Raw genomic sequence first — 19,221 nt, forward strand, 5'->3', positions numbered from 1 at the left:
GAACCAGCCTTCGATACGTGGCTCGACGTGCGAGAGAAGACGCGACGTCGTGTCAGTCGTTGACGGCGGTGTTGCCGAAGGCCGGGTTGAGGCCGGCGATGCCGTTGACCGTGTTGCCGGAGACGTTGACCGGAACGTGGACCGGAATCTGGCCGACGTTGCCCGAGGCGACGCCCGGCGAACCCACCGCGGCACCCTCGGCGCTCGCACCGCCGTCGGCGAAGGCGGCACCGGAAGCGGCACCCGCCGCGAGACCGGCGGTGGCAAGGACAAGGGCGGCCTTCTTGGCAGTGTTCATTTCGCGAACCTTCCTTCGGGGTTTTCCGGGATCGTAGGGGCGTGCTCCGCGCGAATTGCCGCAAAGACACACCCTCGTAAACCCTTCGCCCGTTCGGATCAACGGAGCGGAATGATTACTTGCCGAGCGGGAGACCGCCGAGCAGGTCGCCGGGGGCCGCGGCGCCGCCCGGGTTCAGCTGGCCGGCGGCGCCCGTCACGGTGTCCACCGGGCCGCCGTTCTTCGGGTCGAGCAGGTTGCTGCTCACCGGCTGGACGTCCAGCGTCGGCTGGCTGGTGATGGTGTCCAGGGCGCCGTTCAGGCTCGTCGGGGCGAGGTCCGCGGCAAAGGCGGGCGCGGCGGCACCGGCGATGACGAGGGAACCGGCGACAACGGCAGCGGCCTTCAGAGACTTCATTGTTTATCCTTTCGGCGATGACTATTCCGTCATCGGCATGGAATATTCACCGCGGGGCATTCTTAATGTGCGGTGTTCGGCTTCTGCTTGTTCAACGACCGTCTTCGCCGACGGAAACTCCGGGGTGCGCCGGTTCATTGATCCCCACTCGAAAGAACGGTTCCTCGGCGTAAATATGAATTAACGTGCGCACGTCGAAAACCCGCCCGGGGCAGGTCGTGGGACCTGCCCCGGGCGGGCGGTGTGCGGTGTGCGGTGCGGTTACGCGGTGGGGAGGGTCGGCGCCTGCGGGAGGGCCGGCGCCTGAGGGACGGCCGGGGCCTGGGGAACAGCCGGGGCCGCGGGGAGCGACGGGGTCGTCGGGAGCGACGGGGTGTTCGCGGCCGGGACCTGCGGCAGCGCGGGCAGGCCCGGCAGGTCGGGGGCCGGGAGCGCGCCGCTCAGGAGCGTGGCGGCGAGGACGTTGACCAGGCCGGTCACGACCGCGGGCGCCTGCGTGGCGATGGCCTTGACGTCACCGGCCGTCGCGGACTTCACCAGCGCGTCGACCGCGGACTGCAGTGCGGTCAGGGCGTCGGCCTTGACGTCGAGCGGGGCTTTCGCATCGTCAGGAATCGCCTTGTCGGGCGTCGCCGGCACCGGAGCGGCCGGGGCCTTCTCCTTCGCGGTGTCGATGGCGGACTTGACCGCGTCGGCGTGCTTCTGGGCCTCGTCCGCGGGCAGCTTGCCGTCCTTCGTCTTGAGGACGGCGTCGAGCAGGCCGGTGACCGGGGTCAGGACGCCACCGGTGTTCTGAAGGGTCTTGACCTGGTTGAGCAGGGTGGCGGCGTCGGGAGCGGCGGTGGATGACACAACCGTGCGGCTGGCGCGCTCGTCGGACGAGTCCGCGGCGACCACGGGGGCCGCCGCACCGATCAGGAGGGACGCGCAGAGAGCGGAAGTCGCGATGCGCCGTACGGGCAGAGCAGGCATTTCTTTCCCCTTCGAGGGCGTGTTGGTGCTTGAGATCACCGTGAGATGCCTCACGACAACCCGCAACCGAGTGACCGCTCTCCGTGACGGGATAGCTCTGCGTCTGTGCCGTTCTGCCTGGTGGGGCCCCTGCGGGCGGCTGCCCGCCGCTGCGTCCGAATGGGGCAGGGAACGAAGCAGCCGCCCCTGGAGGAGGGGCGGCTGAGGAAGAGTCAGGCTCCGCGGGTCAGCTGTTGACGCAGCTGTTGCCGAAGGCCGGGTTCAGCAGACCGATGACGTTCACGGTGTTGCCGCAGACGTTGACCGGGACGTGCACGGGCACCTGCACGACGTTGCCCGACACCACGCCGGGGGAGTTGGTGGCGGCACCCTGCGCGCCGCTGTCGGCGGCGGCGATGCCGGCGGTGCCGGCCACGGCGGCGGCGGCCATGGCGGAGAAGACGACGGCCTTCGCGGTACGCGACATGAACTGCTCCTTGGGTCGTTCCATACGGCCGGGACAGGCGCCCGGCTCCTGTGCAACGGACGACGCGCCAATGAGTTTCGGCTCCGAAAGAGTGAATACCGATTGGTTCGTTGAAGTGGATCGCGGAGTGTCGACACCGGGGGACCGGGAATTTCACAACTCCAACACACATCGTGTATGAAGTGAAACTCACTTTCCGACCGCTATTGTGAGCCACCCCCTGTGCAAGGGGTCTGGCCTTCGTGCCGCGGTTGGATAAGTGTGACTTTCTTATTTCCCGGGTGTTGTAGAGCGTCTGCCTCATTCCTGAAAGGGACGCCGGCCATGCGTAATTCGAAAGGTTGTTTCCTGCGTCGCCTGACGGTGGGACTGCTGTCGCTGGCGGCGTTGCCCCCGCTGTGCCAGACGGCGTCGGCGACCCCCTCCGAACCACCGAAGCCCGCGGCGGAGAAGCCCGGCATCCCGTTCACCAGCCGCTACGACGCGGTGCTCCACGGCGGTTTCGTGCGCGCGGCGAACGCCGCCATCACGTGCCGGGGCGCGGCGTCGGCCAAGAGCGTGGGCTGCGCCGACGCACGGGCGGGGGCCACGGCGGCCAACGGCGACTTCGACATGTTCTACACGGACGTCGACCGTGATCCCAACACGTACAACTCGTCCCGTGCGGAGGTCCGCGTACCCGAGGGGGCGCGTGTCACCTACGCGCGCCTGTACTGGGGCGGCAACCTCCGGGTCGGGGAGCAGAAGCCCCCGCGCGACAACGGGCGGGTCCTGATCGCGGAGCCCGGCGGCGAGTACAAGCAGGTGCTCGCCGACACCGTGGTCGGCCACCGGGTCGCGAACGGCGCGGACGCCTACCAGGCGTCGGCGGACGTCACCGATCTGGTGCGCTCCAGCGGGTCCGGGCTCTACACCGTGGCACAGCTGAACGTCGCCATGGGGCGGACCGGTGCCGGAGCCTGGGGCGGGTGGACGCTCGTCGCGGCGTACGAGAAGCCGTCCGAGCCGCTGCGCCATCTGTTCCTGCGGGACGGGTTCGACACCTTCACCCGCGCGCACTCCGCCCAGAAGCTCCACGTCAAGACCGCGTTCGCCGAGGGGGCGCGCGGCTACGCGGGCCTGGTCGCCTACAACGGCGACCGCGGCAGGACCGGTGACTCCCTGACCGTCTCGGCGGGCCGGGGGCGTCCGGTGAGCCTGTCCGACCGGGCCAACCCGGCGGACGACGTCCTCAACTCGACCATCAGCCAGCCGGGGACCCAGCCCGAGCGCGTCCCGGCCCACGACAACACCCTCGGCTACGACTCCGACGTGCTCCCGCTCGACCGGGCCCTGGCCCGCGGCGGCGACGCACTGGACTTCCGGCTGGCGTCGACCGGCGACCCGGCCTGGGCCGGGGTGCTCTTCGGCGCCGTCGACGCCCGCTCCTAGGCCGGACCCGATCCAGCCGCTTTCTCTCAGTTCTGCCAAAAGAGGCGATGCATGTGACCTCCGCACCCTTGCCGCCGCACGTTCTGCACGTGACCCAACCGGTCGACGGCGGAGTGGCGCGTGTGGTGGCCGACCTGGTGCGCACGCAACGCGCCGCGGGGATGCAGGTGTCGGTGGCCTGCCCCGCCTCGGGCGAGCTTCCCCGCATGCTCGCGGCCCTCGGCTGCGAGGTCCTGGAGTGGGAGGCCTCGCGCGCCCCGGGCAGGTCCGTGCCGGGCGAGTGCCGCCGGCTGGCCCGGGTGGTGCGGCGCACCCGGCCGCAGCTCATCCACGCGCACAGCGCCAAGGCGGGGCTGGTCAGCCGGCTCGTCGTACGCGGCCGGATCCCCACCGTCTTCCAGCCGCACGCCTGGTCGTTCGAGGCGGTCGGCGGGCTCGGCGCCCGGCTGGCCCTGGCCTGGGAGCGGCGCGGGGCGCGGTGGGCGTCCCGGCTGGTCTGCGTCAGCCGGGCCGAGCAGGAGACCGGAACCCGGCACGGGATCGAGGCGCCCTGGCGGCTCGTCCCGAACGGCGTCGACCTGGAGCGGTTCCGCGCCGAGGGTCCCGCCGCGGACGCCGGGGCCGGTGCGGGCCCGCTCGTCGTGTGCGTGGGGCGGCTGTGCCGGCAGAAGGGGCAGGACGTCCTCGTCGAGGCGTGGCCGGACGTGCTCGCCGCGGTGCCCGGGGCGCGGCTCGTGCTGGTCGGTGACGGCCCCGACCTGGACCGGCTGCGGGCCTCGGCACCGCCGTCGGTGCACTTCGCGGGGGCCGTCGCGGACGCCGCCCCCTGGTACCGGGCCGCGGACCTGGTCGTCCTGCCCTCGCGGTGGGAGGGCATAGCGCTGGCCCCCCTGGAGGCCATGGCCTGCGGGAAGCCGGTGCTCGTCACCGACGTGGCCGGAGCCCGCGAGAGCCTGCCGCCCCCACTGGCCCGCCGGTGCCTGGCCCCGCCCGACGATCCCGCGGCCTTCGCCCGCGCAATGGCCGGGCTGCTGCGCGACGCCGACGCGCTGAACGCGCTGGGCCGGGAGGCCCAGGGCCATGTGCACGCGCACCACGACGTACGGCGGACGGCCGGAGCCGTCACGGACGTCTATCGCGAACTTCTGGGTCTGGAGACCATCGAGTGCAGAGAGCCGATCGCGACGTGACCCAGGAACGAACCGTGGCCTCCGCAGGCCAGCGGCGCGCCGTGGACGACACCGGTCCGCTCGCCACCGTCATCGCGCAGCGCACCGCCGACGGCAGCCGCATCACCTTCATCGGCGGCCCCGCCCAGGGGCACTCCTCGCGGGCCTTCCTGTGCGCGACCGACGCCACCGCCGCACTGCTCGGCACCCTCGTCCTGACGCCCGTACAGCGCCATCCGCTGCTGGTGGCCGGGTTCGTCGTGCTCGTCCTCGCGCTGTACCGCAACGCCGGTCTCTACCGCCGCTTCGACGAGCGGTTCATGCTCGACGACCTGCCCACCGTCACCGGGCGGCTCGCGGTCGCGTGGTGCGTGCTGATGGCCCTGGCGGCGACGCTGCCGCCGCTGGAGCGGATCTCCCCGCACGCGGTGCTCACCGGCTTCGCCGCGCAGGGCGTCCTCACCTTCCTGGGGCGTTCCCTCGTCTACTGGCGGCGGCGGGCGACCCTCGCCCGGCGCCCCTGCACGACGCTCCTGGTGGGGCCGGAGCAGACCGCCGCGCGGGTCGCGGCCGCGCTCCAGCGCAGCCCGCGCAGCGGCGTCAACCTCGTGGGCGTGGTCAGCGGCGACGGCGCGGCCGAGCAGCGGGCGGACGATCCCGCGCCCCCGCTGCCGGTGCTGACGACCGTCGGCGACATGCGGCGCGCGGTGCTCCAGAACGGCGTCCGGCGCGCGATCGTCCTCGGCAGCGCCGGGGCCCCGGAACACCTGCCCTGGCTGCGCAGCCTGAGTGAACTGCACTGCGAGATCTGGGAGCTGGACCCCGAGCCGTCGCCGTACGTCGCACAGCACCGGGCCCCGGGCCGGCAGCTGGCGGGCTTCCCCGTCCGGCCGCTCGTGGCACCGCCGTTCCCGCGCCACCCCGGCAAGCGCGCCCTGGACCTGGCGATCTCCTCGCTGCTCCTGGTCCTGGCCAGCCCGGTGCTGCTGACCTGCGCCGTCTGGCTGCGGCTCAGCGAGGGGCCCGGCGTGGTGTTCCGGCAGGAGCGCATCGGCAAGGACGGCCGCCCGTTCACCCTGCTGAAGTTCCGCACCCACCGCCCCGCCGACCCGATGGAGTCGGCGACCCGGTGGAGCGTCGCCAACGAGCACCGCATGCCGTGGTTCTGCCGGTTCCTGCGGCGCACCTCGATGGACGAGCTGCTCCAGCTGTGGAACGTCTTCCGCGGCGACATGAGCCTGGTCGGCCCGCGGCCCGAACGCCCGTACTTCGTCGTGCAGTTCAGCGAGACGCACCCCGGCTACAGCGAGCGGCACCGGATGCCGACCGGCATCACCGGGCTCGCCCAGATCAACGGGCTGCGCGGGGACACCTCCATCGAGGACCGCTGCCGGTTCGACAACGCGTACATCGACAACTGGTCGCTGTGGCGGGACATCAGCATCCTCCTGCGCACGGCGTCCGAGTTCTTCCGCCCGACGGGAAGCTGACCTGTGACCGTCCTCCCTGCCGTCACCGGCCCGCGCGCCGGTGCCGGAGCACCCGCCTCCCCGTTCCTCGGGGCGCTGCGCCGCCACGGGCCGGTGCTGCCCGTCCTGCTGCTGATCGCGATGCTCGCGCTGCCCCTGGGCGCGGGCGCGGAACAGGAGGGCAGCGGAGGCACCGGCGGTCTCGCCGACGCCGTCTCCGGGCTCGTCGTGATCTTCTGCGCGGTCCGCGCCGTGCGGCACCGGCAGCGCCCGCTGACCCGGACCGCCCTCGTCGTGCTCGGGCTGCCCGTCGTCGCCGTCGCGGTGGCCGCGCTCGGCGCCGACTCGGTGTCCAACGCCCTGGTGGGAATGGCGCGTTACTACCAGATCCTGGTGCTTGTCCCGGCCGCCGTGCTGCTGCTCGTCCGTGACCGGGACGACTTCCGGCTCGTCGCCTGGGGCCTGGTGGCGCTGGGCCTGTGGCAGGGCGCGCTCGGCGTCTACCAGTACCTGACCGGGACGGGCGCCAGTTACGCGGGCGAGGACATCCGGGCCGTCGGCACCTTCGGCGCCACGGACGTGATGGGCATGTCCACCGTCGTCGCGTACGGGCTCGTCTGCGCGGTCGCCCTCGCGCTCGGCGGCGGGACGGTCCGGGTGCGGCTCGCCGCGCTGGCCTGCGCGGCGGGGCTCGTGGTGCCGCTGGCGCTCTCCTTCAGCCGCGGCGCCTGGATCGCGACGGCCGTGGTCTGCGTGCTCCAGATCGTCTGCGCCGGACTGCGCCGGGCCCTGCGCCTGCTGGCGATCGGGGTCGCGGCGGCGGTCGTCCTGGTCGGCGGCCTCGGCGTGGGCACCTCGATGCTGGAGGAGCGGCTGAGCAGCATCACGCAGGTCACCGCGGCGCCGGACCAGTCCGTGACGGACCGGTACACCATGTGGGCCGCGGCGATCGACATGTGGGAGGAGCACCCGGCCACCGGCGTGGGGCTGAAGAACTTCCCCGCCTACCGCGACAGCCACGCCTCCATCGCGCTGTCCGCGGGCAGCGACGTGGCCGGCGCGGGCGCGTCCTTCCGCCGCCAGCCGCTGCTCTCGCCGCACAACATGTATCTGCTGGTCCTCAGCGAGCAGGGGCTGCTCAGCCTCTGCGCGATCGTGGGGGCGTGGGCCGCGATGCTGCTGTGCGGGGTGCGGCGGCTCGCCGCGGCGCACCGCGGGACCGGCGGTCTCGACTGCGCGCTCATCGCCTGCGGGCTGCTCGTCTGGCAGCTGATCGACTTCGTGTACGCGGACATCGGCGGGCCCTCCACGGTGCTCACCTCCGTCGTGTTCGGCCTGGCCGCCTGGTGGGCGCTGGCGCCCGCCGCCGGCCGTGCCTTCCGGGATTCGGCGGCCGGGCGATGAAACCGACCCTCCCCGCCGACGGCGACGAGACCGTCCGCCCGCGCGCCCTCCCGGCCCAGCAGACGGCGCCGGCACCGGCCGACCCGGGCGGCCGCGACGCCCACGGCACGTCGAGCACCTTCCTGGCCAGGGCCGCGCTCCTGACGGCGGTGCTCTCCGCCGCCGGATCGCTCCTCGGCCTCGTCCGCGACCAGACGCTGGCCCACCTCTTCGGGGCGGGCAGCGAGACGGACGCCTTCCTCGTGGCGTGGACCGTGCCCGAGGTCGCCGCGACCCTCCTCATCGAGGACGGCCTGGCCTTCATGCTCGTCCCCGCCTTCAGCGCGGCGATCGCCCTGCGCGGCAGCCGCCCGGGACACGGGCAGGACCCGGTACGGGCCCTGGTGGCCGCCTCGCTGCCCCGGCTGACCCTGGCCTTCGTCGCCTCGGGCCTCGCCCTGATCGCCGGCGCCCCCCAGCTGGTGGAGCTGCTCGCCCCGGGCCTGCCCGACCCGCAACTCGCCGTCGACTGCACCCGGCTGACCGCGACCTGCGTGCTGACCTTCGGGCTCACCGGGTACTGCAGCGCTGCGCTGCGCGCCCACAGCAGCTATCTCGCCCCGGCCGCCATCTACGTCGCGTACAACACCGGCATCATCGCCACCCTGCTGCTGCTCGCCGACCGCTGGGGCGTGCGCGCCGCGGCGGCCGGGGTGGCGGTGGGCGGCTGCCTGATGGTGCTGGTGCAGGCGCCGGTGCTGCGCCGCAGGCTGACCCGCGCCGAGCCCGGGACGCAGGTCCTCCAGGGGGCGTCCGGCGACGGCGGACCGGCGCAGAAGCAGTCGCTGAACATGGCGCTGATCTCGACCGTGCTGCTCTTCGCGCTGTGCCGTCAGTCGCAGGTCTTCATCGAGCGCTTCCTCGCCTCGTCGCTGCCGTCGGGGGCCATCTCGCACCTCAACTACGCGCAGAAGGTCGCGCAGTTGCCGATGGTGCTGTCCCTGATGCTGTGCACGGTCACCTTCCCCGTGGTGGCGAAGGCGCTGGCGCGCGGCGACACCGAGCGGGCCCGCGACCGGGTCGAGCGCGATGTCGCGCTCGCCGCCTGCATCGTGCTCGCCGGTGCGGCCGTGGTCTTCGCCTGCGCCCCGCAGATCATCCAACTGCTCTTCCAGCGCGGCGCGTTCACCGGCGCGGACACCGCCGCCACCGCGTCCATCATGCGCGTCTACTCGCTGGGGCTCCTCGGCCACTGCCTCGTCGGCGCGCTCGTCCGCTCCTACTTCTCCGCGGGCCGGCCCACCTGGTATCCGGTCGCCTCGATGGCGCTCGGAATGACCCTCACCGCCGGAGTGGGCACCCTGACCGTCGGCACCTGGGGCGTGGCCGGGATCGCCGCCGCCAACGCCCTCGGCATCACCTTCACCGCCGTGCTGCTGCTGACGGCGATGGACCGGCGCAGCGTTCCCGTCCGGCTGCCCGTGGTCCTCCTCGAACTCGGCAAGACGCTGCTCGCGGCCGTGGCCGCCACGGCCGCCGGGCTGGTGTGCGCGGCCCGGGTCGGGCAGCCGCTGGGGTCCCTCGCCGTCGGGTGCCTGGCCATCGGGACCGTCTTCGGCCTCCTCCTGTGGGCCCTGAACGTCCAGGCGTTCGTACCCGCCGTCCGCTTCGCGACCAGAAAGCTCCGTCATGACCGTTGAAACAGCGCTCAAGGACACCCCGGGACTCAGATCGAGAGAACTGCTGCCGGGCCGCTCTCCCTGGGTGGCGATGTACCACTCGGTGGACGACTGCTCCGACGACCCGTACAACGTCACCGTCACCCCCGACCGGCTCCAGCAGCAACTGCGCTGGCTGCGCTCGCGCGGGCTGCGCGGCGTCAGCGTCGCCGAACTCCTGCGGGCCCGCGGCCGGGGCGCCGGGCGCGGTCTGGTCGGCCTCACCTTCGACGACGGCTACGGCGACTTCGTCGAGAACGCGCTGCCGCTGCTGCGGCACTACGAGTGCACCGCCACCGTCTTCGTCCTCGCGGGCCGCCTCGGCGGCGAGAACGCCTGGGACACCGAGGGCCCGCGCAAGCCGCTGCTGACCCCGCAGGGCATCAGGAAGGCGGCCGCGGCGGGCATGGAGATCGGCTCGCACGGCCTGATGCACGTCGACCTCACCCACGCGGACGAGGACCAGCGCCGGGCCGAGGTCCAGCGCAGCAAGGCGCAGATCGAGGAGATCACCGGCGGCGAGGTGCTCGGCTTCTGCTACCCGTACGGGTATGTGGACTCCGCGACGGTGGAGGCGGTCCGCCGGGCCGGCTACCGCTACGGCTGCGCCATCTCCCCGGGCCCGCTGACCAGCGTGCACGCCATGCCGCGCGTCTACGTGGGGCAGCGGGACACCCCGTGGCGGCTCGAACTCAAGCGCCGGGCCCACCGGGTGCTGCGACGCCCCTGGCAGGTCGGGGAGTGCGCGCGGTGAAGGTGCTGCACGTCATCACCGGCCTGGGCGCGGGCGGCGCGGAGCAGCAACTGCGGCTGCTGCTGCGCCATGTGCCGGGCACCCACGACGTCGTGACCCTGACCAATCCGGGCCAGGTCGCCGAGGGGCTGCGCCGCGACGGGGTGCGCGTCACCCACCTCGGCATGGCGGGCAACCGGGACGGCCGCGCCCTGCCCCGCCTGGTGCGGCTGATCCGCGAAGGGCGTTACGACCTCGTCCACACCCACCTCTACCGGGCCTGTCTGTACGGCCGGATCGCGGCCCGGCTCGCCGGGGTCCGGGCGATCGTCGCCACCGAGCACTCGCTCGGCGACTCCCAGATCGAGGGGCGCCCGCTGACCCGCTCGGTGCGCGCCCTGTACCGGACGGGCGAGCGGCTCGGGCGCACGACGATCGCCGTGTCCCCCGCGGTGGCCGACCGGCTCGGCGCGTGGGGCGTGGCCCGGGACCGGGTGGCGGTCGTCCCCAACGGCGTGGACGTGCCGCGGTTCGCCCACGACCCCGGGGCGCGGGCCGCGGCCCGCAGCGCCCTGGGGCTGCCGCCCGACGCGTTCGTCGTCGGCGGGGTGGGACGGCTGGTCGAGGGCAAGCGGTTCGGCGTCCTCGTCGAGGCGCTGCGCGAACTTCCCGACGACGTCCACCTGTTGCTGGTCGGCACCGGCCCGCAGGAGGAAGCCCTGCGGGCGGCGGCGGAGCGCGCCGGGGTCCTCGGCCGCCTGGTCCTCGCCGGGGAGCGCCCGCACACCGCGGAGCGCGCCGACGGCACGCTCGACCTGCCCGCGCTGCTGTCCGCGATGGACCTGCTCGCGTCCCCCTCCGTCGACGAGGCGTTCGGCCTGGCCGTGGTGGAGGCGCAGGCCGGCGGGCTGCCGGTGCTCTACGTGACCTGCCCCGCGGTCGACGACCTGCCGCCGGGCACGGAGGCCCGCGCCGTCCGTGTCCCGGGTGACACCGCCTCGTTCGTCCGTGAGATCCGAAGAGTCCGCGAGGAGCCGGGCGGCGCCAGGCAGCCGTCGCAGGCCGCTCTCCACTACAGCATCGCCCGTAGCGCCGCACTGCACCACGACGTGTACGTGACGGCCGCGGGCGCCCCGACATCAGGAGTGAGTACGTGATGACCGAAGCCGCCCAGGACAGGAGCGCCCCGCGCGCCCCGCTCGCCCGCGCCGCCGCCCGGACCCGGAGGCTGCCCCGCTGGTGGCCGCTGCCCGTGGGGCTCGTGGCCGGCGCGCTGGCCGGCGGGGTGTACGGCGCGGTCGCCACCCCGCAGTACACGGCGACCAGCTATGTGATCGCCGTGCCGACCGGGGAGTCCGACTCGATGTCCGCGCTCGGCTTCGCCCAGGCGTACAGCCGGGTCGCCACCCAGGTCGCGGTGCTCAGCGACGCCCAGGTCGCGGCGGGCGTGCCCATCAGCACGCTCCAGGCGAACGTGCGGGCGGAGACCTCGCCGGACGCGCCCATGGTCGCGATCTCGGCGTCCTCGGCCCGGCCCGCGCAGGCGATGGAGATGGCCAACGCGGTCGCCCGCGCGCTCACCGCCAACGCCAGCCACACCAAGGACGACACCCATGTGGAGCTGCTGCGCTTCACCCGGGCCGTGAAGCCGACCGACCCGTCGACGCCGTCCGCCGCGCTGACCACCCTCGTCGGCGCCAGCGCGGGCGGCCTGCTCGGCGGGCTCGCGCTGCTCGCCAGGCCGCGCCGGAGCGTGGGCCAGGCCGCCACGACGGCCACCGTGCCGGCTCCCGCCGAGCCCCGGCCCGAGCCCGTGGCCGCCTCCGCGGTGCGGGGCGCCTGATGCCGAGCGGCGCGGCGGCGCCCGTCGTCTCGGTGTGCGCGGACGCCGCCGGGTTCGGGGCGCTGCGCGAGGAGTGGAACCGGCTGCACCGGTCCTGCGCGACCGCGACCCCGTTCCAGAGCCACGCCTGGCTCCACTCGTGGTGGCTCTCCTACGGCAGCGCGGGCCGGCTGCGCGTCGTCCTCGTACGGCAGGACGGGCGGCTCGTGGCGGCCGCGCCCCTCATGCGGCGGCTGCGGCCGTTCCCGACGCTCACCCCGCTCGGCACGGACATCTCCGACTTCAGCGACGTGCTGGTCGACGCGGACCCGCCCGGCGGGTCCGACGCCGTGCTCGACGCGCTCGGCGCCGGACTGTGGCGGCTGGCCGGGACGGCGGTCGTCGACTTCCGCGAGGTGCGGCCCGGCAGCACGGTCGAGGCCCTGTACGACCGGTGGCGCGGACCGCGGCGCCGGCTCGACGACTCGGCGTGCCTGGAACTGCCCGCGCTGCCCATGGACGACCTGGTGCAGCGGCTGCCCCGGCCCCGCGCGCAGCGGGCCCGCGCCAAGATGCGCAAGCTGGACGCCACCGGGATCGAGCGCCGGGTGGTGCCCCCGGGCGAGGTCGACGCGTCGGTGCGCCGCCTGCTCGAACTGCACCAGTTGCAGTGGCAGGAGCGGAAGGTGACGACGGAGCACGTCAAGCCGCGGTTCGCCGAGCATCTGAGCCGGTCCGCCACGCTCATGGCCGAGACCGGCGACGCCGTCGTCACGGAGTTCACCCTGGACGGCACCGTCGTCGCCGCCGACCTGACCTTCGTCTCGCCGCGGCTCGCGGGCGGCTACCTCTACGGCGCGCACCCGGAGCTGCGGGAGCGCAAGATCGACGTCGCCACGATGCTGCTGCGCAGTTGCGCCCAGCACCTCCAGGACGGCTCCCCCGCCGGGGTGCTGAGCCTGCTGCGCGGCACCGAGCCCTACAAGCTGCACTGGCGGCCGGAGCGGCTGGTCAACCAGCGGCTGCTGCTCGCCCGCGCCGGTTCCGCCCCGCAGCTGGCGGCGCTCCTCGCCGACGTGCGCGCCCGCTCGCTGGCCAGAGCCGCGCGGCGGGCGTGGAAGGAGCGCGGTGACGACCGGCCCTCGACGTAGAGGACCGGCCGCCACCGCGCTCACCGGGCGCGCCGGTTCAGGAGCGGCGCTCCCACCAGTCGAACCGCAGGCACAGCTTGCCGCCGAGCCAGTGCTCGACCCACTCGCCGAGGTTCACCGGCGAACACTGCGGAGGCGTGGTCGGGTTGGTGGGCTCGGTCGGGACCGTGGGTTCGGTCGGCTGGTCGGTCGGCTTGTCGCGGCCGGTCAGCGCCGCCCGGTAGACCTCCGACGCCTTCGGGTTCGCGTCGCACTGCCACACCCCGTGCGGGCAGTAGTCCGTCAGGGTGTTGTAGAGCGGCTTGTGCTCGTCCATCCAGGCGAGCATGCGCTTCATGTACTCGGCGTTGTCGCCGTTGCGGAACAGCCCCCACTCCGGGTACGAGATCGGCTTGCCGTGCTCCGCCGCGAAGTCGACCTGGGCCTGGAGCCCGTACGGCTCGGACACCTGCTCGTCGAAGGACTTGCCCTCCGGCTGGTCGTAGGAGTCCATGCCGACGATGTCGACGACGTCGTCACCGGGGTAGCAGTCGGTCCACGGGACGGCGTCCCGGCCGCGGCTCGGGGTGAAGTCGAAGCGGAACTTCTGTCCCGGCACCGACCGCATCACCGTGACGATCCGTTTCCAGTACTTCTTCCAGGACTCGGGGTCGGGACCGCACCGGTGGGTGTACGTGGTGCCGTTCATCTCCCAGCCGAGCACCACCACGGTGTCCGGCACGTCCAGGTCGACCAGGTTCTCGGCCAGGGCCCGGTAGTGCCGGTCGAAGTCGCCCTGCGCGCCCTGCTGGAGCAGCTTGCGCACCTCGGCGTCCGGAACGCCCTCCTCGTTGCGCTCCAGCATCGGCACGTTGAGGACGAGGAGCCGGTCGTCGCGCTCCTTGCGCCACTTGGCCCAGCTGTCCAGGAACGACTGGTCGCCCTCGATGTTGCTCCACCTGTCCCCGGGCAGATAGGTGTGACCGACCCGCAGATCGGCTCCGCCGAGCCACCGCGACAGCTGTGCCATCCGGGTCACGCCCCGGGGCCCGTAGTCCAGGTAGGCGCCGAACGCGGGGTACTTGGGTGTGCCCTTGCCGGGCCCCTCGCTCGGCGACGCGGACTCGGTCGGCGCGCCGGTCGGTGAGCCGGACGGTGCGCCGGTCGGAGCGGCGGTCGGGGTGTCCGACGGAACCGGGTCCTGGCTGGCGGACGCGCTCGGCTCCGGCGCGGGCTCTTCGGCCGCCGCGACCGGGTCCGCGGCCGCGGGGCTCGGGTCGGCGGCGCCGTCCGGCCACCACGGGACGGGGTCCGTTCCGGTGGTCGGTGTCGGGTCGGGGCGCGGGGTGGCGTCCGCGACCTCCGTGGTGACGGATCCTGAGGCGACCACCAGCGAGACCAGCACTCCCGCGGTGATCAGCGGCAGTCGTCTGTTCTTCGTCCAACGGCGTTCTGCGGCCATGCCTTGCTCCTCGTGCGCGATGCTCCATTTCTGACAATCAGTCATATATATGCCCAATGCGCCAATCGGGGACCGGCCGATGGCCGTTCTTCGTCACCCTCGCGGGCTAGTTCCTTGAACTCCTGGAAGGAATCGACACATGCTCGACCCCTGTGTCCCGGTGGTGCTGCTGAGAATCGACCCCAACCCCTTCCACCACGGCACCCTGGGGGCGGTGCGGTCCCTGGGGCGCTGCGGCGTCGAGGTGCACGTGGCGGCCGAGGCGGACCGCAGCCCGGTCGCCCGCTCACGCTTCGTCAGCCAGATGCATCCGCCACCGCCGCCCGGGGCCCCGCTGGGCGAGATCGCCGAGGCCCTGCGGCGGACCGCGGACCGGATCGGCCGGCCGGCCGTGCTGATCCCGATGGACGACGCCGGTGCCATCGCCGTGAGCCGGCTGGGCGAGGCGCTGTCCGGGACGTTCCTGCTGCCGGACCAGCCGGGGCACCTGGCCGAACGCGTCGCGGACAAGGCGCTGCTGCCCGGCCTGTGCCGCAGCGCCGGCATCGCCCACCCGGCCACCGTGGAGCCGCGCGACGAGGAGGAGGCGGCCGCCGCGGTCGGCGACCTCGGCGCGCCCGTCGTGGCCAAGTGGAGCCGCCCGTGGCTGCTGCCCCCGGACGCCGGACTGCGCAGCACCTGCCTGATCAGCACCCCGCACGAGGCCAGGAGCCTGTACCGCAGGGGACGGGGGACCGGCAGCGCCCTGCTGCTCCAGAAGCACCTGGCTGCCGGCGGCGGTGACTGGTTCTGCCACGGCTACGCCGACGGGAACGGCCGGCTGCACGGCGGCGGAGCGGGGAGCAAGCACCAGGCGTGGCCGCGCGGCGCGGGCCTGACCGCCGTGGGCCGCTGGACTCCGGTCCCCGAACTCCAGTCCATGGTCGAGCGCCTGGTCGGGGAGTTGCGCTACCGGGGCATCTTCGACATCGACTTCAGGATCGACCCGGAGTCGGGCCGGTACTGCCTGCTGGACTTCAACCCGCGTCCGGGCGCGCAGTTCCGGCTGTTCGCGGACGGGGACGGCCTGGACGTGGTGCGGGCCCAGTACCTCGACCTGACGCACCAGCGGCTGCCCGCGGGACGCCCCCTGCCGGGCCGCACCTTCGTCGTGGAGAACTACGCGCCGCTGTCCGCCCTCGGCGCCCTGGTGTCCGCCGCCCTGCCCGCCCAGCGCAACTCCCCGCTGCGCGAACTGGCCTGGCACGCACCGGACGACCCGGCCCCCGCACGGCACATGGCCGCCGAGTGGTCCCGCCACGCGGTGCGCCGTCTGCTGCGCAGGTCGGGCCCGCCGCCCGCGGCCCTCCCCGGCCACCGCACCGAACCTCCTGTCGCCACCCGCACCACTCCGGACGAACGAAAGGCGAGCTGCTGATGTACGACCTGCTGATCGTGGGGGCGGGCCCGTACGGCTTGTCCATCGCCGCGCACGCCGAGGCCAGAGGACTGCGCACCGCGGTCTTCGGCAGACCGATGGAGTCGTGGCGGTACGCCATGCCCCGCGGCATGTTCCTCAAGTCGGAGCCGTGGGCCTCCAACCTCTCCGCGCCCGGCGCCGCCTTCCGCCTGGACCAGTACTGCGCGGGCATCGGGACGACAGCGCGGCACGGGCACCCCATCCCCGTGGAGACGTTCGCGGAGTACGGGCTGTGGTTCGCCCGACAGGCGGTGCCGCACCTGGACGAGCGGATGATCCGCCGCGTCGACGCGGCGCCCGAGGGCTTCACGCTGGAGACCGAGGACGGTCAGCTGCTGCGCGCCGGGGCGGTCGCCCTGGCCACCGGAGTGCTGCCGTACCTGAACCTCCCGCAGGCGCTGCGCGGACTGACGGAGGATCACGTCACGCACAGCAGCCGCCACAGCGACCTCGACCGGTTCGCCGGAGCGGACGTCACCGTGGTCGGCGGCGGCCAGGCGGCCCTGGAGACCGCGGCGCTGCTCGCCGAGCAGTCGACCCGGGTACGGCTCGTCGCCCGCGCCCCCCGACTGGCCTGGAACACCGTCCCGCCGCCCTGGGAGCGGCCCTGGTGGAAGAGCCTGCGGGCACCGCACAGCGGCCTCGGCTGCGGCTGGCGCAACTGGTTCTACGCGGAGCGGCCGGGTGCCTTCCGCCGGCTGCCCGAGCGCACCCGGGCCGACATCTCCGCGACCGCGCTCGGTCCCGCGGGCGCCTGGTGGATCAGGGACCGGGTGGCGGCGGCGGACCTCGACATCCGGCTCGGGCGGTCGATCGTGGAGGCCCGGCTCGCGGCGGGTCGGCTGCGGGTGCGCACGGCGGGACCGGGGACGGACGGGGAGGAGTTCACGACCGATCACGTCATCGCGGCCACGGGCTTCGAGGCGAGCTGCGCGCGGATGACGGTGCTCGCCCCGCGGCTGCGGAACCTGCTCGCGCCGAGTCCCGAGGGCCCGCCGCGGGTGGGCCGGGGCTTCGCGTCCGCCTATCCCGGGCTCTTTCTCGCGGGTCTGGTCACGGCGGCCGACTTCGGCCCGTCGATGCGCTTTGTCCACGGGGCGTCCTACACGGCGCCGGCGCTGGTCGACGGAGTGGAGCGGCATCTCGGGCGGCAGCCGGGGCGGGGCGGCGCGGTCGTTCCCGGGGGCCGGAGGCACGCGCCTCAGGCGGTCGCCGCGGGGGTGGCCGACGGCGGCTGAGCGGGGCCGGTGGCTCGTTGGGGTGACGTTGTGTGCGAAAGGGTGAACCGGTTCTGCACGAGGGAAGCGGCGATGGTCCACTGGTCGCCGTCATGAGAACCGCCGCGTCGCTGCCTTCCTCCCAGCCGTCGGCGTCACGCCGTGGGGAGGCAGCCTGTGAACGCGGCTTCCTCTGTGGGTCGGGAAGAGCTCTTGCGTAGTTCTTCCCGACCTGGCACGCGGCCCTCGCGGCATTCAGCGCCTCGCGGCGCCGGCCCTGCGGTACAGGATGCCGCCCCCGACGAGCAGCCCGGCGCTGGCGGCCGCGGCGGCCAGCAGGTTCGGGTCGGCTCCCGTGTCGGCGAGCCGCTCCCGCGCCTGCGGCACCCGGATCTGGGGCGCCGCCACCGGTGACAGCACCTCCCGCCCGAGTTCCAGGTGCTCCGCGGGGGCCTGCGGCGCCTGCGGAACGGACCGGTCGGTCGGCGGCTGCGCGGGGGTGCCGGGCGTCGCGGGCGTGCTGGGCGCGACGGGCTCGGCCGGCGGAAGGTGCTCCTCGGCGGGCGCGGGGGCGGCCGACGCGTCACCGGAGCCCGCGCACGCGTTGCCCGTCGACGGGTTGAGCGCGCCGACCACGTCGGCGGTGTTCCCGCAGAGGTTCAGGCCGACGTCCACGGGGGCCTGGACCGTGTTCCCCGACAACAGCCCGGGGGAGTTCGCGGTGGTCCCGGACGGGGACGTCCCGCTCCGGCCGTGGGCGTCCTGCGGATGGATGTCGGCCGCGGACGCGGACGCGCCCGCGTCCCCCTCGTCACCGGTCAGGGCCGCGGCGCTGGAGCCGGGCATGGAGAGCATGCCCGTCGCTGCCGCGGCGGCCATGACACCGATCTTCAGTGCCTGCCTCAATGCGTTTCCCTTCCTGCTGAAGTCCTGCTGAGGTCCTGCGTGAGGTCCTGCGTGGGGTGCTGCGTGAGGTCCTGCCGTCACAGCACGGCCGACCCTGGATCCCGAGGGCGTCCAGGGTCGGCCGGTGGCTGAGTGCCGGGGTATTTCAGACGTTGGCGCAGCTGTTGCCGAAGGCCGGGTTCAGCAGCGCGATGACGTTGACGCTGTTGCCGCAGACGTTGACCGGCACGTGGACCGGGACCTGGACGACGTTGCCGGACAGGACGCCCGGGGAGCCCACGGCCGCACCCTCGGCGCCGGCGTCCGCGAACGCGGGGGCGGCCATGCCGAGGGCCATGATGACGCCGGCGACGACGGTGGCGCTCTTCTTCAGGGACATGTGTCTCTCCTTATTTCTGAGAAATATGAATGACGAGCCAGTTCGAAAGGGGATCACTTTCTCGCCCGGCCCCTCGACAAGGAAAACGAGGCAACCGCGGGCTAGGAAACTGTGTGCCCGCTTAATTGATGAAAGGGTGCGGCCATTCGGGCACAAAAAAACTCGGGCCGCCCGCGATCCGAGGAAGCGGGCGGCCCGAGCTCTCCGTGCGGCGGCCGGTCAGCCGTTCGCGACGCCGTTGCCGGACAGGACCGGGATGTCGCTCAGGATGTGCGACAGCGGCTCGTCGCCCTTCGCCTGGGTCGAGTTCTCGGTGCACTGCTGGTTCTGCGGGGCCGACAGGACCGGGATGTCCTGGACGGCGATCGGCACGAGACCGACGAGCGAGCCGACGTTGCCCTTGACGGGCAGGCCGACACACGGCTTGTTCAGCGACCCCTGGACGAGGCCGAGCTGCGGGCTCATGTCACCCTCGGTCATGGAGTTGCCGAAGGCCTGCTTCGCGCCGTTGCCGCTGAGCGAGGTGGTGCCGCCGTCGTCACCGAGGGCGAGCGCGGGGGCGGCCGCGGCCGCGGAGACGCCGACGACGGAAACGGCGACTGCTGCGGCAGCCATAGCCTTCTTGAGCATTGATGTGTTCCTTTTCTGACAGGCACCGGTTTGCTGCGAAGGGAACAACTCCGAGCCGTGTGAATGGTTCTTCAGGTTCACTCGTTTGCCCGCAGGGTGCCTGGGGCGACCAGTTCCGGCGGCGGGTCGGATAGTCATTTCTTCGGTACCGGGCGAAGGCCCCCGTCCGGGTGAACGTGG

Annotated in this window: 19 protein-coding genes; 11 read left to right on the top strand and 8 right to left on the bottom strand. The window is 73.3% G+C overall.

What is annotated here, in order from left to right; all coding sequences use genetic code 11:
- Window positions 1–52: 52 nt before the first annotated feature.
- From ABT127_RS16495 to ABT127_RS16510, 4 genes are all read right to left on the bottom strand, one after another.
- Window positions 53–298 (bottom strand): chaplin, encoded by a 246-nt coding sequence (locus ABT127_RS16495; protein WP_351449767.1) that lies wholly within the window; start codon window positions 296–298, stop codon window positions 53–55.
- A gap of 115 nt (window positions 299–413) precedes the next feature.
- Window positions 414–695 (bottom strand): hypothetical protein, encoded by a 282-nt coding sequence (locus ABT127_RS16500; RefSeq protein WP_351449770.1) that lies wholly within the window; start codon window positions 693–695, stop codon window positions 414–416.
- Between the two features lie 261 nt (window positions 696–956).
- Window positions 957–1,667: a hypothetical protein gene (locus tag ABT127_RS16505; RefSeq protein ID WP_351449773.1), complete on the bottom strand. Its 711-nt coding sequence runs from the start codon at window positions 1,665–1,667 to the stop codon at window positions 957–959.
- 226 nt (window positions 1,668–1,893) lie between these two features.
- The gene (locus ABT127_RS16510) at window positions 1,894–2,133 is read right to left on the bottom strand and encodes a chaplin (protein WP_351449776.1); all 240 of its coding nucleotides are present in this window, start codon (window positions 2,131–2,133) and stop codon (window positions 1,894–1,896) included.
- 324 nt (window positions 2,134–2,457) lie between these two features.
- Between ABT127_RS16510 and ABT127_RS16515 the strand changes: the two genes are divergently transcribed.
- Genes ABT127_RS16515 through ABT127_RS16555 form a run of 9 tightly spaced genes read left to right on the top strand, consistent with a single transcriptional unit; the run spans window position 2,458 to window position 13,009 of the window.
- Complete coding sequence (locus tag ABT127_RS16515; RefSeq protein ID WP_351449779.1) at window positions 2,458–3,564, top strand: DUF3344 domain-containing protein; 1,107 nt, start codon at window positions 2,458–2,460, stop codon at window positions 3,562–3,564.
- Window positions 3,565–3,611: 47 nt separating this feature from the next.
- Window positions 3,612–4,754 carry a glycosyltransferase family 4 protein gene (locus tag ABT127_RS16520; protein WP_351449782.1) on the top strand — a complete coding sequence of 381 codons (1,143 nt, stop codon included), beginning with the start codon at window positions 3,612–3,614 and terminating at the stop codon, window positions 4,752–4,754.
- Window positions 4,751–6,223, top strand: a complete 1,473-nt coding sequence (locus tag ABT127_RS16525; RefSeq protein WP_502971712.1) for a sugar transferase — start codon at window positions 4,751–4,753, stop codon at window positions 6,221–6,223. Before ABT127_RS16520 ends, ABT127_RS16525 begins: the two co-directional genes overlap by 4 nt.
- A 3-nt stretch (window positions 6,224–6,226) precedes the next feature.
- Window positions 6,227–7,606 (top strand): O-antigen ligase family protein, encoded by a 1,380-nt coding sequence (locus ABT127_RS16530; RefSeq protein ID WP_502971713.1) that lies wholly within the window; start codon window positions 6,227–6,229, stop codon window positions 7,604–7,606.
- On the top strand, window positions 7,603–9,285 hold the full coding sequence (murJ, locus tag ABT127_RS16535) for a murein biosynthesis integral membrane protein MurJ (protein ID WP_351449788.1): 1,683 nt from the start codon (window positions 7,603–7,605) through the stop codon (window positions 9,283–9,285). Before ABT127_RS16530 ends, murJ begins: the two co-directional genes overlap by 4 nt.
- Window positions 9,275–10,057, top strand: a complete 783-nt coding sequence (locus ABT127_RS16540; RefSeq protein ID WP_351449790.1) for a polysaccharide deacetylase family protein — start codon at window positions 9,275–9,277, stop codon at window positions 10,055–10,057. Before murJ ends, ABT127_RS16540 begins: the two co-directional genes overlap by 11 nt.
- A complete protein-coding gene (locus ABT127_RS16545; protein ID WP_351449793.1) occupies window positions 10,054–11,193 on the top strand; it encodes a glycosyltransferase in 1,140 nt (379 codons plus the stop codon). The genes ABT127_RS16540 and ABT127_RS16545 overlap by 4 nt, the downstream gene beginning before the upstream one ends.
- Complete coding sequence (locus ABT127_RS16550) at window positions 11,193–11,879, top strand: YveK family protein (RefSeq protein ID WP_351449795.1); 687 nt, start codon at window positions 11,193–11,195, stop codon at window positions 11,877–11,879. Before ABT127_RS16545 ends, ABT127_RS16550 begins: the two co-directional genes overlap by 1 nt.
- Entirely contained in the window at window positions 11,879–13,009 is a 1,131-nt protein-coding gene (locus ABT127_RS16555) for a GNAT family N-acetyltransferase (protein ID WP_351449798.1), read from the top strand. The genes ABT127_RS16550 and ABT127_RS16555 overlap by 1 nt, the downstream gene beginning before the upstream one ends.
- 37 nt (window positions 13,010–13,046) lie before the next feature.
- Here ABT127_RS16555 and ABT127_RS16560 read toward each other — a convergent pair whose 3' ends face one another.
- Window positions 13,047–14,450 carry a glycoside hydrolase family 26 protein gene (locus tag ABT127_RS16560; RefSeq protein WP_351449801.1) on the bottom strand — a complete coding sequence of 468 codons (1,404 nt, stop codon included), beginning with the start codon at window positions 14,448–14,450 and terminating at the stop codon, window positions 13,047–13,049.
- Between the two features lie 139 nt (window positions 14,451–14,589).
- Between ABT127_RS16560 and ABT127_RS16565 the strand changes: the two genes are divergently transcribed.
- The gene (locus tag ABT127_RS16565; RefSeq protein ID WP_351449803.1) at window positions 14,590–15,867 is read left to right on the top strand and encodes a carboxylate--amine ligase; all 1,278 of its coding nucleotides are present in this window, start codon (window positions 14,590–14,592) and stop codon (window positions 15,865–15,867) included.
- Window positions 15,867–17,147, top strand: a complete 1,281-nt coding sequence (locus ABT127_RS16570; protein WP_351449806.1) for an FAD-dependent oxidoreductase — start codon at window positions 15,867–15,869, stop codon at window positions 17,145–17,147. Before ABT127_RS16565 ends, ABT127_RS16570 begins: the two co-directional genes overlap by 1 nt.
- A gap of 234 nt (window positions 17,148–17,381) precedes the next feature.
- Here ABT127_RS16570 and ABT127_RS16575 read toward each other — a convergent pair whose 3' ends face one another.
- The 3 genes from ABT127_RS16575 to ABT127_RS16585 form a co-directional block, all read right to left on the bottom strand.
- The gene (locus ABT127_RS16575) at window positions 17,382–18,032 is read right to left on the bottom strand and encodes a chaplin (protein WP_351449808.1); all 651 of its coding nucleotides are present in this window, start codon (window positions 18,030–18,032) and stop codon (window positions 17,382–17,384) included.
- 145 nt (window positions 18,033–18,177) lie between these two features.
- Window positions 18,178–18,405: a chaplin ChpD gene (gene chpD, locus ABT127_RS16580; protein ID WP_351449903.1), complete on the bottom strand. Its 228-nt coding sequence runs from the start codon at window positions 18,403–18,405 to the stop codon at window positions 18,178–18,180.
- Window positions 18,406–18,630: 225 nt separating this feature from the next.
- Entirely contained in the window at window positions 18,631–19,041 is a 411-nt protein-coding gene (locus ABT127_RS16585) for a rodlin (RefSeq protein ID WP_351449811.1), read from the bottom strand.
- Window positions 19,042–19,221: the final 180 nt, after the last annotated feature.

Source organism: Streptomyces sp. NPDC001904 (genome assembly GCF_040297005.1).
In the GTDB taxonomy this organism is placed as follows: domain Bacteria; phylum Actinomycetota; class Actinomycetes; order Streptomycetales; family Streptomycetaceae; genus Streptomyces.